Raw genomic sequence first — 12760 nt, 5'->3', positions numbered from 1 at the left:
CTGTCCTTGGGGTCAGGTTTTTGCCGTCGTAGAGAGGTTGGAGGCATTTCGCCGCCTTTGTCCAAAACACTGAAAAAACAGGCGTTCCCTTCGCCGCAGGAAACCCGGCGAAGCGCCCGCGCCGTCTTGGCTTCGTTCTTGCTATCCATGGCGAGGCCTGACCGCTCGGACAGGTTCGCCCACTAGAAGAAAAGCTATTCACTCCAGGAGCGTTTCAATGAGCCGCACACTCGCCACCGTGATGCTAGCCGGGGGGCTACTGGCCGCAGGCCAGGCTGTCGCCGAAGACCATGACATGACGCCGACCCACGAGACCGACTCGGGGCCGCTGCTCTGGCACAACGAGAGCCTGACCTACCTCTACGGCAAGAACTTCAAGATCAACCCGCCGATCCAGCAGACCTTCACCCTGGAACATGCCAGCGGCTGGACCTGGGGCGACCTGTTCATCTTCTTCGACCAGATCAACTACAACGGCAAGGAAGACGCCAGCAACGGCAAGAACACCTACTACGGCGAGATCACTCCGCGCCTGAGCTTCGGCAAGCTCACCGGAGCGGACCTCTCCTTCGGCCCGGTGAAGGACGTGCTGCTGGCCGGCACCTACGAGTTCGGCGAAGGCGACACCGAGGCCTACCTGCTCGGCCCGGGCTTCGACCTGGCGATCCCCGGCTTCGACTACTTCCAGCTCAACTTCTACTACCGCAAGCCCGACGGCAACCGCGTGCGCGCCGGCGCCTGGCAGATCACCCCGGTGTGGTCCTACACCATTCCGGTGGGCAACTCCGACATCCTCATCGACGGCTACATGGACTGGGTGATCAACAACAAGAGCGCCAGCACCAGCCGCCGCAACCAGAGCGACTATCACGCCAACCTGCACTTCAACCCACAGGTCAAGTACGACCTGGGCAAGGCCCTCGGCTACGAGCCTAAGCACCTGTACGTGGGCCTGGAGTACGACTACTGGTCCGACAAGTACGGTGTGAAGGACTCGCAGTACTTCACCACCGACCAGAACACCGCAAGCTTCCTGGTCAAGTACCACTTCTGAGTCCGTCGCGCGGGGCTGCCGGCCGGGCCCCGCCAGCGCGCCCCGTCATTGCGCGCCGTGCATCGGCACGGTGCGCGACGGTCGCCTTCGTCGTCCTTGCGTTTGCCTCCCGTTGTTCGCTCGACCCACGCCGGGCGCGCCCTGCAGCCTGAGCGGCAGGAATAAGCTGATCACCTGGACAGCTTTTTGCAGAAGCCGTGCATCCTCCTCCTGTCCGAGGAGCGCCACTTGAGACGGCCCGATGCATAGCGAAGACCAGCGCCCCAACGACCTCATCTACGGCCTCGACGACCGGCCGCGCCCGCTTCCCGCCTTCCTTGCCGCGCTACAGCACGTGCTGGCCAGCTTCGTCGGTATCGTCACTCCGCCGCTGGTGATCGGCTCGCTGCTCGGCCTCGGCGAGCACCTGCCATACCTGATCAGCATGGCGCTGATGGTTTCCGGCGCCGGCACCCTGATCCAGGCGCGCCGGCCGTTCGGCATCGGCGCCGGGATGATCTGCCTGCAAGGCACCAGCTTCGCCTTCCTCGGCGCCGTGCTGGCCGCCGGGATGCTGGTGAAGCAGCGCGGCGGCGGTCCCGAGGAGATCCTCGCGATGATCTTCGGCGTGTGCTTCTTCGGCGCCTTCGTGCAGATCGTCCTCAGTCGTTTCCTCGGCCATCTTCGCCGGGTGATCACGCCGCTGGTCACCGGCATCGTCATCACCCTGATCGGCGTCAGCCTGATCAAGGTCGGCATCACCGACCTCGGCGGCGGAGCCGGGGCCACGGACTTCGGCGCACCGGCCAATCTCGCGCTGGGCGCGCTGGTGCTGCTGAGCATCGTCCTGCTGAACCGCTCGCGCCTGCCCTGGCTGCGCCTGGCCGCCATCGTCATCGGCCTGGCGCTGGGTACCCTGGCGGCCTGGGCGACCGGCCTGTTCGTTCCGCGGGCGCTGCCCGAGCTGCCGCTGGTCAGCCTGCCGCAGCCGTTCCGCTTCGGCTTCGCCTTCGACTGGATGGCCTTCCTGCCGGTGGCGCTGATCTACCTGATCAGCAGCATCGAGACGGTCGGCGACCTGACCGCCAACTGCATGCTCTCGCGGCAACCCCTGGAGGGGCCGGCGTACCTGCAGCGGTTGCGCGGCGGGGTGCTCGGCGACGGCGTCAGTTGCCTGCTGGCAGCCACCTTCAGCGCCTTCCCGAACACCACCTTCGCGCAGAACAACGGGGTGATCCAGCTCACCGGGGTGGCCAGCCGGCACGTCGGCATCTACATCGGCGGCGTGTTGCTGGCGCTCGGCCTGTTCCCCTGGGTCGGCGCGATCCTCCAGCAGATCCCCAAGCCGGTGCTCGGCGGCGCCACCCTGGTGATGTTCGGCAGCGTCGCCGCCGCCGGCATCCGCATTCTCGGCCAGACCGCGATGGACCGCCGCAGCGTGCTGATCATCGCCGCCTCGTTCGGCGTCGGCCTCGGCGTGGCCGCGCAGCCGACCCTGCTCGACCAGATGCCGGCGGTGGTGAAGACCCTGTTCGACTCGGCGATCACCAGCGGCGGCATCACCGCCATCCTGCTCAACCTGCTGCTGCCCGAGGAGCGCGTTGCCGAAGCGGCGCAGGCCAGCGCGAAGGGCGGCGCCCTGGCGCGCTGGCGCAAGCCGCTGGGTTGATACGGGCGTTTGCAAATTTTTCCGCGCCTGGCTTGTGTCCCGCGGCCGGGCTGGGGTATCAACGCGGGGATCACGCCGATGGAAACCTGCGCATGACCCTGACAGTGCCCGCCCACGACCCGGCCGCCCGCGACAAGCCGGCCGGGCGTATCCGCCAGAAGAACGAGGAGGCGATCCTCGCCGCGGCCGAGGAGGAGTTCGCCCGCCACGGCTTCAAGGGCACCAGCATGAACACCATCGCGCAGAACGTCGGCCTGCCCAAGGCCAACCTGCACTACTACTTCGGCAACAAGCTGGGCCTCTACACGGCGGTGCTGAGCAACATCCTCGAACTCTGGGACAGTACCTTCAACACCCTCGGCGTCGACGACGATCCGGCCGAGGCGCTGGCCCGCTACATCCGCGCCAAGATGGAGTTCTCCCGCCGCTACCCGCTGGCCTCGCGGATCTTCGCCATGGAGATCATCAGCGGCGGCGAGTGCCTCACCGCGCATTTCAACCAGGACTACCGCAGCTGGTTCCGCGGCCGCGCCGCGGTATTCGAGGCCTGGATCGCCGCCGGCCGGATGGACCCGGTGGATCCCGTGCACCTGATCTTCCTGCTCTGGGGCAGCACCCAGCACTACGCCGACTTCGCCAGCCAGATCGGCCTGGTCACCGGCCGCAAGCGCATGTCCAGGCAGGACTTCGCCGCCGCCGCCGACAACCTGGTGCGGATCATCCTCAAGGGCTGCGGACTGACCCCGCCGGCGGCCTGAACGCGATGCCGAGCACCCTGCAAGGCCTCGCCGAATACCGCGAGGAAATCCGCAAGAGCCGCTTCCACACCATCGCCGCGCCGGTGGCCGACGAGGACGAGGCGCAGGCGTTCATCGCCGCCCACCGCGACGCTTCCGCCGGACACAACTGCTGGGCCTGGAAGTGCGGCGCGCAGTACCGCTTCAGCGACGACGGCGAACCCGGCGGCAGCGCCGGGCGGCCGATCCTGGCGGCCATCGAGGGACAGGACATGGACTGCGTGGCGGTGCTGGTCAGCCGCTGGTTCGGTGGCATCAAGCTCGGCACCGGCGGCCTCGCCCGCGCCTATGGCGGCGGCGCGGCCAAGTGCCTGCAGCAGGCGCCGCGCAGCGAGCTGGTCGAGCGCTGTCGGGTGCGCTTCGCCTGTGCCTTCGCCGACCACGCGCTGCTCAAGGCGCGCAGCCTGGCGCTGGGCGCCAGCGTGGCGGCCGAAGACTACGGCGCCGACGGCGTCGTCCTGACCCTGGAGTTGCCGGTGGCGCGCTTCGAGGCGCTTCAGGCGCTGCTGGTGGACCTCAGCCGAGGCCAGGTGCGGCCGCAGCGGCTGGACGCCTGAGGAGGCTCAGCGCGCTGGAGCCGGGCGGGAAGGGGCAGGAAGCGGCGGGAGCGCGGCGAACACGCATTTGTCGCGGCCGCTGCGCTTGGCGTCGAGCAGTGCGGCGTCGGCGCGATTGACGGTCTGCGAATAGGTTTCGCCGATGCGGTGTTCGGTAACGCCGACGCTGGCGGTGACGCTCAGCGCCTCGGTGCCGACGCGTACCGCCAGGGTCCGTACGCTGTCGCGCACCCGCTCGAGTACCGGGCCGGCGTCCTGCAGGCGGGTCTGCGGCAGCAGCAGGAGGAATTCCTCGCCGCCCCAGCGGCCGCAGAGGTCGTATTCGCGTAGCTCGGACTCCATGGCCCGGGCGATTTCCACCAGCACCCGGTCACCGCTGTCGTGGCCCCAGGTATCGTTGACCTGCTTGAAGAAGTCCACATCGAGCATTGCCAGCACGTAGCTCTGGCCGTGGCGCTGGGAGCGTTCGTTCTCCTCCCTGAGGCGCTCCAGCAGCATGCGTCGGTTGGGCAGGCCGGTCAGCGGGTCGCGGATCGAGGCTTCCTTCAGCGCCAGGTTGAGGTCGCGCATCATCTGCTGGTAGCGGTCGGAGATCCGCGCCACCTTTTCCAGGCGCCGCAGCTGCTTGTGGTAGCGCTCGGACAGCGACAGGTTCTGCTCCCGCGCCATCGACTGGAAACCGTCGGAGATCCGGGCGATGCGCTCCAGCCGCACCAGTTGCTCCAGCGATTGCTGGCGCAGGCGGGCCAGCGCCTGGTGCAGCGGATGCCCGTGGAACTGCGGATCGGCCAGCAGGCCGTCGATCCAGGCGTCCAGTTCGCGTTCGCGGCTCATCGTCGGCTACTCGTCGTGGGCCTGGATGGCGAAGGGGAAGCTGCAGTCCTCGCGGAACTCCTCGGCCAGCTCGGCGACCCGTTCGTTGCGCCGGTCGTAGTGCCAGCGCAGGCTGACCGGGCGACCGCCCTGGTGGGCCTCTTCGAGCAGGTCGAGGATGTCCATCATGGCCTTGATCGAACTGGTGTTCAGGTACAGCAGGCGCAGGTCCAGTTCCAGCGGCCGCTGCCCGGCGGCGAGGAAGCGCTCGACCCAGTCGATCACCTGGCCGAACAGTTCATAGGAGTTTTCCGGGTAGGAATCGCCTTGCATGGACAGGCGTCCGGCCTGCCAGTCGCCCTGGATGGCGGGCGTGGACTGGGTGCCGGGTATGTGCAGGTCACTCATGATGGTGTTCTTCCTAAAACACGGGGTCAGATCACGGCGCGCAGGCTGAAGAAGGCGCGCCCGTCGGGCTGTTCCTTCAGCGATGCGGCCAGTGGTTCGCTGGACTTGCGGGCGATGTCCAGCAGGCCGAGACCGGCTCCGCTGGCGCAGCCGCTGTCGCGCGGGCGGCGTAGCTGCTCCTTGTAGGCGGCCTTGAGGGCGGCCTTGTCGAGGTTGGCGATGGCCTGGATGCTGCGCACCAGGCTCTGGCCGTCGTCGCGTTCCACCAGGTTGCCGGCGGACACCACGTAGTGGCCGTCCTCGTTGCGGGCGATGGCTACCGTGGCCGCCGCCTCGTGTTCGCCGTAGCCCTTGAGATTGGCGTAGTGGCGGATGTTCTGGGTCATCTCGATGTACACCGCGAAGACGTCCATCGCTTCGCTCGGCTTGGCCTGTTCGGCGTGCAGGTAGTTGCGCAGCGCGTGGCCTATCTCCTCGATCAGGCTGCGCGAGATCGGTCCGTTGAAGCAGAGCAGGATGCGTTGGCGGGTGTAGCTTTCACGCATGGCCAGCAGGTCTAGCGTTTCCATGGGTGCCCCTAGTCGAATCGGAAGGACAGGATGGTGATGTCGTCGCGTTGCGGGTGCTCGCCCTGGTACTCGGCGAGCGTCGCCACGAAGGCCTCGGCCTGCTCGGGGAGCGGCTGCCGCGCGTGGTCGCGGAGCATGTCGGCGAAGCGCCGGCTGCCGAAGCCGAAGCCGTGTTCGCCGCCGGCCTGGTCGAGGAAACCGTCGGTGCTCAGGTAGAAGGTCCAGCCCGGCGCCAGCGGTACCTCGATGTTGCGGTAGTCGCCACGGCGCTTGTCGCCGATCGCCCGGCGCGCGCCCTTGAGTTCCTGGACCTCCTCGCCGTCGCTGGCGTACAGCGAGATCTTCGCCCCGGCGAAGGCCAGCTGGCGGCGCCGGCGGTCGACCCAGACCAGCCCGGCATCCATGTTGGTGGCCAGCGCCTGGGGGATCTGCTCCTGGCTGAGCATGCTGCGCATCGCCTGGTCGGTCTCGCCGAGGATCGCCGCCGGGTCGCGGCTGCCCACCGCCTCGATGGCGTGGTCGATGGCGGCGCGGGCGAGCATGGTCATCAGCGCGCCGGGCACGCCGTGACCGGCGCAGTCGACCACGCCGATCAGGTAGCCGTCGGTCTGCTCGCGGTACACGTAGAAGTCGCCGCCGACCACGTCGCGCGGTTTCCACAGGATGAAGTGATGCTCGCCGAGGGTGGCGCTGAGCTGGCGGTCGGGGAGGATCGCGCGCTGGATCAGGCTGGCATAGTCGAGGCTGTCGCCGATCTTCTTCTGCGCGGCGGCCATCTCGCGGTTGGCTTCCTCCAGCGCCTGGGTGCGCTCCTGGACCTTGTCTTCCAGCTCGGCGGTGTGCCGGCGGACCTGGTCGGCCATGCTGGCGAAGGCCTTCGACAGCGAGCCGATCTCGTCCTGGCGCGCCAGCGGCAGCGGCGTGTCGTAGCGCCCGGCGGCGATCGCCTTGGCCGAGCGCTTGAGGCTGCGCAGGGGGCGCAACAGCAGGCGCTCGACGGCATAGGCGAAGCCCAGCAGCAGGGCCACCAGCAACAGCAGGAACGTGCCCGCCAGCGGCCAAAGCCAGCGGTTGTCGAGGACCTGGGCGGCGTGCAGGTCGACGGCGGTGAGCACGTACCAGCGCAGTTGGGGAATGTAGGCCACGGCGAAGAGTTGCTGGCGGCCGTCGAGGCCGGCCCACAGGCAGTGCACCGAGCCGGCCTTGGCGCGGGCCAGGCGCATGGCCTCGCGCAGGGCGTCGCGCTGTTCCGGCTGGTCGAGCAGGTCGAACACCCGGTGGCGTTCGCTGGCGCCGCCGGCGGCGGAGCTGTAGGCGATCAGGCGGCGGTCCGGGTGGGCCTGGATGGCGCCGTCGTCGCCGACGATCATCGGCGTCACGCCCGGCTCGCGGGCGATGATGAAGTCGTCGAGGAAGCCGCTCAGGTCCAGGCCGCTGCCGGCCAGGCCGATGGGCCGGCCCTGGTCGCGGATCACCAGGTTGAACCAGACCTTGGTCAGGTTCAGCTTGCTGTCGACATTGACGTTGATGTTGTAGGCGGCGCTGTTGCGCAGGGTATTGAAGTACCAGGCGTCTTCCGGGTCGCCGGCCTCCAGGGTGTAGCGCGGCCGTTCGCTGTAGGGTTGGCGGCCGTCGTTGAAGTAGTAGTGCTGGGAGCCGCTGGCGATGATGAAGTAGGCGTGGTCGCGGAAGTCGCCGCGGTAGCCCTCGGCCTCGCGGAAGAACAGCGCGCGGCGCGCCGGGTCGTCTTCCTTCAGCAGCCAGTCGCGGGTCACCACCGATTCGGCGAAACGGCGCGACAACGCCAGTTCGCGGGAGACCGGGGCGAGGATCTTCTGCCGGTGCAGCAGGGTGAAGTTCTTCGCGTAGGCCAGGCCGAAGTGCGTACGGATGTCGTCCATCGCGCGCCAGCCCAGCAGCACCGCCGGGACCAGTGCCAGGGCACAGGCCAGCAACAGCGCCACCACCGATTTGCCGCGCAACCCCCAGTTCGCCGCCATGGCTATCCCTATCAGTTTCTCGCCCGGCCCGCGGCCGAAATCATGGATCGAAAGCGTGTGTCGAACTTTTGGCGAAAGGGCCAATTGTGCAGATGTGCATTATTTCAGGCAACGTAATTTGGTTTTATTTCGCCATTAATTTGACGTCACAATGATGGCGAGCAGGCAAAGGCCCGTGGTTCGGGCCTGTCGTCGGCGGGGTCTCGGCGGGGGAGGTTGCGGGGGGGCGGCGAAAAAGCGCAGCGGGCCGGCCAGGATCCCGCTCAGAGGCGGTTGCCGCTGCCGCGCCGGGCGGCTTGCTGGAGCAGCGCGGCGGCGATCCGTTCGAGCGGCAGCACGTCTTCCGCGGCGCCCAGTTCCACCGCTTCGCGGGGCATGCCGTAGACCACGCAGGTAGCCTCGTCCTGGGCCAGGGTGTAGCCGCCGGCCTGGCGGATCGCCAGGAGCCCGCGCGCGCCGTCCTTGCCCATGCCGGTGAGCAGCCCGGCGAGCAGGTTGCGCCCGGCGCAGCGAGCCAGCGACTCGAACATCACGTCCACTGCCGGGCGGTGGCCGTTGACCTGCGCCTGGCGGTTCAAACGCACCACGTAGTTGGCGCCGGAGCGCTGCACCTCCATGTGGTGGTCGCCCGGCGCGACCAGGGCGTGGCCGGGCAGTATGCGGTCGCCGTCGCGCGCTTCGCTGACGCTGAGCCGGGTCAGGCGATCCAGGCGCTCGGCGAAGCTGCGGGTGAAGCCGGGAGGCATGTGCTGGGTGATGACCACCCCGGGACTGTGCGCCGGCAGGCCGAGCAGCACTTCCTTGAGCGCCTCGGTGCCGCCGGTGGAGGCGCCGAGGGCGATGATCTTCTCGGTGCTGAGCAGCGGCGCCGCGCTTTCCGGCGGCGCCGGCGCGTCCGCCGCACGGCGGCGCAGGCGGGCGCGGGCGACGGTCTTGAGCTTGGCGCGGATTTCCTCGGCATAGGCCTGCATGCCTTCGGCGATGCCCAGCCGGGGCTTGGCGATGAAGTCCACCGCGCCCAGTTCCAGCGCGCGCAGGGTGGCTTCGGAACCGCGCTCGGTGAGCGAGGAGATCATCAGCACCGGGGTCGGCCGCGCCTTCATCAGCTTGTCGAGGAAGGTCAGGCCGTCCATTCGCGGCATTTCCACGTCGAGGCTGATCACGTCCGGCGCGTGCTGCTTGATCAGGTCGCGGGCGACGAAGGCGTCCGGCGCGCAGCCGACCAGGCGCAGCTCCGGGTCGGCCTGGATGATCTCCTTGAGCAGGCTGCGGATCAGGGCGGAATCGTCGACGACCAGGACACTGATGGGCATGGCGGGCTCTCCCGGAGAGTCAGAACAGGTCGATGGGGCCGCCGTCCGCGTTGCGGTCGATACGGCGGCGGTAGTCGCGTTCACGCTGCAGCACGGTGTCGTTCTTCAGCTCCACCAGGGACTTCACCAGGACCCGGCCATTGCGCGGGAAGAAGTAGATCTTGCGCGGGAAGGCCTCCAGCACGTCGCTGGCGAGCAGCGGGATACGCTCGGTGGCCAGGTAGTCGAGGGTGAACTCGACGTTGCGCTGGCCGATGGCGGCGCTGATCTGGCGCAGTACCGAGCCGCCGCCGAAGACCTTGGCCTGCAGGCGCTCGCGGCTGGCGCCGAGGGCCAGCATGCGGTTGATCAGCAGTTCCATGGCGTGGCTGCCGTAGCGCGCCGACGGCGAGGCCGGGTCGCCGCCGAGGCCGCGCTCGGGGAGCATGAAGTGGTTCATCCCGGCGATGCCGTTGAGCGGGTCGCGCAGGCACACCGAGACGCAGGAGCCGAGCACGGTGACGATCACCAGGTCTTCGCCGCTGGCGAAGTATTCGCCGGGCAACAGCTTCACCGCATCGCAGGCGAAGTACGGATCGTAGTAGCGGTTCAGTGGCGCGCCTTCCCGGGCCTGGAGGTTCATCGCGATCAGGCCGGGCGATAGACGGTCTGGCCGACGGAGCGCACCAGGTGGCTGGCGTGGACGAAGTTCTCCGAATGCCCGGCGAAGAACAGGCCCTCCGGCCGCAGCAGGGCCACCATGCGTTCCAGCAGGCGGGTCTGGGTCGGCTTGTCGAAGTAGATCATCACGTTACGGCAGAAGATCGCGTCGAGCTCCCCGGCGATCGGCCAGTCCGCTTCCAGCAGGTTGATCTGGCGGAACTCCACCAGCTGCCGCAGTTCCTCCACCACCCGCGCCTTGCCGGCGTTGGGCCCGGTACCGCGGAGGAAGAAGCGTTTCTTCAGCGGCGCCGACATCTGCTCCAGGCGCTCCAGCGGATACACGCCCTGGCGGGCGCAGTCGAGCACCCCGGTATCGATGTCCGAGGCGACGATCTTCACCGGCGGATCGAAGCTGCCCAGCGCCTCCACCAGGGTGATGGCGATCGAATAGGGTTCCTCGCCGGTACTCGCCGCCGCCGACCAGATGCGCAGCGGGCGATGCCGCTGCAACTGGCGGCGGGCGAGGTCGGCGAGCAGGGGGAAGTGGTGGCGTTCGCGAAAGAATGCGGTGAGGTTGGTGGTCAGCGCGTTGACGAACAACTGCTGCTCGCCCGGCTCGCGGTCGAGGTGGGTGAAATATTCGGCGAAGCTGCCGAGCCGCAACAGGCGCAGGCGCCGCGAGAGGCGGCTATAGACCAGTTGCGCCTTGCTCTCGGCCAGGCTGATGCCGGTCAGCCGGTAGAGCCGCTCGCGTACTTGCTGGAAGTCCTCGCGGGTGTAGTGGAACTCCTGGTTGCCGAACACCGGCGAAGGCGTGGAGGTGGGCATTGGCGTCGGGTTTCCCTGGTCGACCCTAAGGGCTTGCCGCCCTCCGCCTGGCGGAGGCGCGGCGTGGTCTCAGAACTCTTCCCAGCCGTCTTCCTTGCGCGCCTTGCTGGCCCGCGCCATGCCGCTGCGGGCCAGCGGCGCCGGCGCGCTGGGGCGTGGCGCGGACGGCCGCGCGCTGGCGAGCTGGACCACGCTCGGCGGAGTGTCCAGCCTGAACACCGCCACCGACTGGTTGAGCAGGCCCGCCTGCTCCTGCATGGCCTCGGCCGCGGCCGCGGCTTCCTCCACCAGCGCGGCGTTCTGCTGGGTCATGTCGTCCATCTGCGAGACCGCGCTGTTCACCTCTTCGATGCCGGTGCTCTGCTCGGCGGAGGCGGCGGCGATCTCCGACATGATGTCGGTGACCCGGCGGATCGCCACCACGATGTCGCTCATGGTCTGTCCGGCCTGGGCCACCAGGGTGTTGCCGTTCTCCACCTTGTCCACCGAGTCGGAGATCAGCGTCTTGATCTCCTTGGCCGCGGCGGCGGAACGCTGGGCGAGGGTGCGCACTTCCCCGGCGACCACCGCGAAGCCGCGGCCCTGCTCGCCGGCGCGGGCTGCCTCGACCGCGGCGTTGAGGGCGAGGATGTTGGTCTGGAAGGCGATGCCGTCGATCACCCCGATGATGTCGGCGATCTTGCGCGCCGACTCGTTGATCGAGGACATGGTGCTGACCACCTTCTGCACCACGGTGCCGCCCTGGGTCGCCACTTCCGAGGCATTGGCCACCAGCGAGTTGGCCTGGCGGGCATTCTCGGCGTTGAGCTTCACCGTGCTGGTCAGTTCTTCCATGCTCGAGGCGGTTTCCTCCAGGCTCGACGCCTGCTGCTCGGTGCGCGCCGACAGTTCGGCGTTGCCGCTGGCGATCTCGCTGGCGGCGGTGTTGATGGTGTCGGCGGCCTCGCGAATCTGCCCGAGCATCCGCGACAGGCTTTGTGCGGTGTCGTTGGAGAAATCCTTGAGCTGGCCGAAGGTGCCCTGGTAGTCGGCCTCGATGCGCTGGGTGAGGTCGCCCTGGGCCAGCGCCCCGAGCATCCGCGAGACGTCGCGCAAGCCGCGGTCGGCGGTATCCACCAGGCTGTTCAGGTCCTTCGCCAGCCTGAGGAAGAAGCCTTCCTTGCCGGCCTCCTCGACGCGCTTGCTGAAGTCGCCGGCGGCCGCCGCCTGCACCAGTTGCGAGACTTCCTGCTCGGCGCGGTGTTCCTCGGTGCGGTCGGTCCATTGCACGGCGGAGCCGAGGCGTTCGTTGGCGTCGTTGAACACTGGCACCACGTCGAGGGAGAAGCGCCGGCCGCCGAGGTTGAGCTCGGCCTTGTGCACGCCGGTGAGGTTGGCCAGCAGGTGCCGCTGGTGCGCCGGATTCTTGTGGAACACGTCGATGTTGGCGCCCATCAGGCGGCCGGCGTCGAAGTTCGGCAGTTGCTTGCGGATATCCGCTTCGGCGCGACCGAGCATCTCGCTGACGGTGCGGTTCATGTAGATGATGTTGAGATCGTTGTCGGCGATCATCACGTTGGCCGAGACGTTGTCCAGCGCGCTCTTGATCCGCGCGTTGTAGGCCGCCGTGGCCAGTTGCGCCGAGGTCGCCTCGGCGGCCCCGCGCAGGCGTTCGCGAACGCCGTCGATGGCTTCGGTGATCTGCGCCTTCTTGCCCGGCAGGCGGTCCATCAGCGGCTCGAAGTTGCCCTGGCCGTAGGCGGTGACCACGCTGACCACCTTCATCTTCACCGCGATGTGCGCGGCCACCAGTTCGTTGACGCCCTTGGCGATGCGCGCCGCGCGACCTTCCAGGCGTTCGGCGGGAATCGTCTGGTCGATCCAGCCGGCTTCGTGCTGGCGGCTCATCTCCGCCAGCCCCGCCTCCAGGCTTTCCACCTGCTGGAGTTCGGCGCGTTGTTCGCGCAGTTGCCGCTGCAGCGCCCGCAGGCTGTCGTAGAGACGCTCGTAGCCGGGCGCCGGGGCCTCGCCGACGGCGGTGTCGAGCTGGCCGTCGGCGAACGACTGGAGGAGCGTGGCGATCCGGTCGGCGCGTTGCTGCGCCACCGCATGTGCATTGAACAGACCCATTTCGATATCCCCTGCCTATCCC

12 protein-coding genes are annotated in these 12760 nt (G+C 68.3%); 4 read left to right on the top strand and 8 right to left on the bottom strand.

Annotation, left to right across the window (positions count from 1 at the left end):
- Positions 1 to 217: 217 nt before the first annotated feature.
- From HMPREF3014_RS01410 to HMPREF3014_RS01395, 4 genes are all read left to right on the top strand, one after another.
- Positions 218 to 1054, top strand: a complete 837-nt coding sequence (locus tag HMPREF3014_RS01410) for an outer membrane protein OmpK (protein ID WP_003102209.1) — start codon at positions 218 to 220, stop codon at positions 1052 to 1054.
- A gap of 241 nt (positions 1055 to 1295) precedes the next feature.
- A complete protein-coding gene (locus tag HMPREF3014_RS01405; protein WP_003102211.1) occupies positions 1296 to 2702 on the top strand; it encodes a uracil-xanthine permease family protein in 1407 nt (468 codons plus the stop codon).
- Positions 2703 to 2794: 92 nt separating this feature from the next.
- Positions 2795 to 3460 carry a TetR/AcrR family transcriptional regulator gene (locus HMPREF3014_RS01400; RefSeq protein WP_003083903.1) on the top strand — a complete coding sequence of 222 codons (666 nt, stop codon included), beginning with the start codon at positions 2795 to 2797 and terminating at the stop codon, positions 3458 to 3460.
- A gap of 5 nt (positions 3461 to 3465) precedes the next feature.
- The gene (locus tag HMPREF3014_RS01395) at positions 3466 to 4056 is read left to right on the top strand and encodes an IMPACT family protein (protein WP_003102213.1); all 591 of its coding nucleotides are present in this window, start codon (positions 3466 to 3468) and stop codon (positions 4054 to 4056) included.
- A 6-nt stretch (positions 4057 to 4062) separates the two neighbouring features.
- On the opposite strand, the gene siaD is transcribed toward HMPREF3014_RS01395, so the two are convergent.
- The 8 genes from siaD to aer2 all read right to left on the bottom strand — a co-directional run bounded on the left by siaD (position 4063) and on the right by aer2 (position 12738).
- Positions 4063 to 4890, bottom strand: coding sequence for a biofilm formation regulator diguanylate cyclase SiaD (siaD, locus tag HMPREF3014_RS01390; protein WP_003083910.1), 828 nt, complete (start codon positions 4888 to 4890; stop codon positions 4063 to 4065).
- 6 nt (positions 4891 to 4896) lie between these two features.
- Positions 4897 to 5277 (bottom strand): biofilm formation regulator SiaD modulator protein SiaC, encoded by a 381-nt coding sequence (siaC, locus tag HMPREF3014_RS01385; protein ID WP_003102215.1) that lies wholly within the window; start codon positions 5275 to 5277, stop codon positions 4897 to 4899.
- Between the two features lie 26 nt (positions 5278 to 5303).
- The gene (siaB, locus tag HMPREF3014_RS01380; protein WP_003083916.1) at positions 5304 to 5846 is read right to left on the bottom strand and encodes a biofilm formation regulator kinase SiaB; all 543 of its coding nucleotides are present in this window, start codon (positions 5844 to 5846) and stop codon (positions 5304 to 5306) included.
- Between the two features lie 8 nt (positions 5847 to 5854).
- Positions 5855 to 7846: a biofilm regulation protein phosphatase SiaA gene (siaA, locus tag HMPREF3014_RS01375; protein ID WP_009875673.1), complete on the bottom strand. Its 1992-nt coding sequence runs from the start codon at positions 7844 to 7846 to the stop codon at positions 5855 to 5857.
- A 263-nt stretch (positions 7847 to 8109) separates the two neighbouring features.
- Complete coding sequence (locus HMPREF3014_RS01370) at positions 8110 to 9159, bottom strand: protein-glutamate methylesterase/protein-glutamine glutaminase (protein WP_003083922.1); 1050 nt, start codon at positions 9157 to 9159, stop codon at positions 8110 to 8112.
- A gap of 19 nt (positions 9160 to 9178) precedes the next feature.
- A complete protein-coding gene (gene cheD, locus HMPREF3014_RS01365) occupies positions 9179 to 9781 on the bottom strand; it encodes a chemoreceptor glutamine deamidase CheD (protein WP_003102220.1) in 603 nt (200 codons plus the stop codon).
- Positions 9782 to 9786: 5 nt separating this feature from the next.
- Entirely contained in the window at positions 9787 to 10629 is an 843-nt protein-coding gene (locus HMPREF3014_RS01360; RefSeq protein WP_009875674.1) for a CheR family methyltransferase, read from the bottom strand.
- A gap of 69 nt (positions 10630 to 10698) precedes the next feature.
- Positions 10699 to 12738 (bottom strand): aerotaxis transducer Aer2, encoded by a 2040-nt coding sequence (gene aer2 / locus HMPREF3014_RS01355; RefSeq protein WP_070734376.1) that lies wholly within the window; start codon positions 12736 to 12738, stop codon positions 10699 to 10701.
- Positions 12739 to 12760 lie beyond the last annotated feature (22 nt).

This window comes from Pseudomonas sp. HMSC065H01 (genome assembly GCF_001815235.1).
Taxonomy (GTDB): domain Bacteria; phylum Pseudomonadota; class Gammaproteobacteria; order Pseudomonadales; family Pseudomonadaceae; genus Pseudomonas; species Pseudomonas aeruginosa.
Note: the sequence above shows the minus strand (reverse complement) of the source record. Positions and strands in the feature narration are given on the sequence as shown.

What these genes read in the sequence shown, in the direction of transcription:
- HMPREF3014_RS01400 (WP_003083903.1), top strand. Translation starts at nt 2,795, where the DNA reads ATGACCCTGACAGTGCCCGCCCACGACCCGGCCGCCCGCGACAAGCCG.
- HMPREF3014_RS01410 (WP_003102209.1), top strand. Translation starts at nt 218, where the DNA reads ATGAGCCGCACACTCGCCACCGTGATGCTAGCCGGGGGGCTACTGGCC.
- siaD (WP_003083910.1), bottom strand. Translation starts at nt 4,890, where the DNA reads ATGAGCCGCGAACGCGAACTGGACGCCTGGATCGACGGCCTGCTGGCC.
- HMPREF3014_RS01360 (WP_009875674.1), bottom strand. Translation starts at nt 10,629, where the DNA reads ATGCCCACCTCCACGCCTTCGCCGGTGTTCGGCAACCAGGAGTTCCAC.
- HMPREF3014_RS01405 (WP_003102211.1), top strand. Translation starts at nt 1,296, where the DNA reads ATGCATAGCGAAGACCAGCGCCCCAACGACCTCATCTACGGCCTCGAC.
- siaA (WP_009875673.1), bottom strand. Translation starts at nt 7,846, where the DNA reads ATGGCGGCGAACTGGGGGTTGCGCGGCAAATCGGTGGTGGCGCTGTTG.
- siaC (WP_003102215.1), bottom strand. Translation starts at nt 5,277, where the DNA reads ATGAGTGACCTGCACATACCCGGCACCCAGTCCACGCCCGCCATCCAG.
- siaB (WP_003083916.1), bottom strand. Translation starts at nt 5,846, where the DNA reads ATGGAAACGCTAGACCTGCTGGCCATGCGTGAAAGCTACACCCGCCAA.
- cheD (WP_003102220.1), bottom strand. Translation starts at nt 9,781, where the DNA reads ATGAACCTCCAGGCCCGGGAAGGCGCGCCACTGAACCGCTACTACGAT.
- HMPREF3014_RS01370 (WP_003083922.1), bottom strand. Translation starts at nt 9,159, where the DNA reads ATGCCCATCAGTGTCCTGGTCGTCGACGATTCCGCCCTGATCCGCAGC.
- aer2 (WP_070734376.1), bottom strand. Translation starts at nt 12,738, where the DNA reads ATGGGTCTGTTCAATGCACATGCGGTGGCGCAGCAACGCGCCGACCGG.
- HMPREF3014_RS01395 (WP_003102213.1), top strand. Translation starts at nt 3,466, where the DNA reads ATGCCGAGCACCCTGCAAGGCCTCGCCGAATACCGCGAGGAAATCCGC.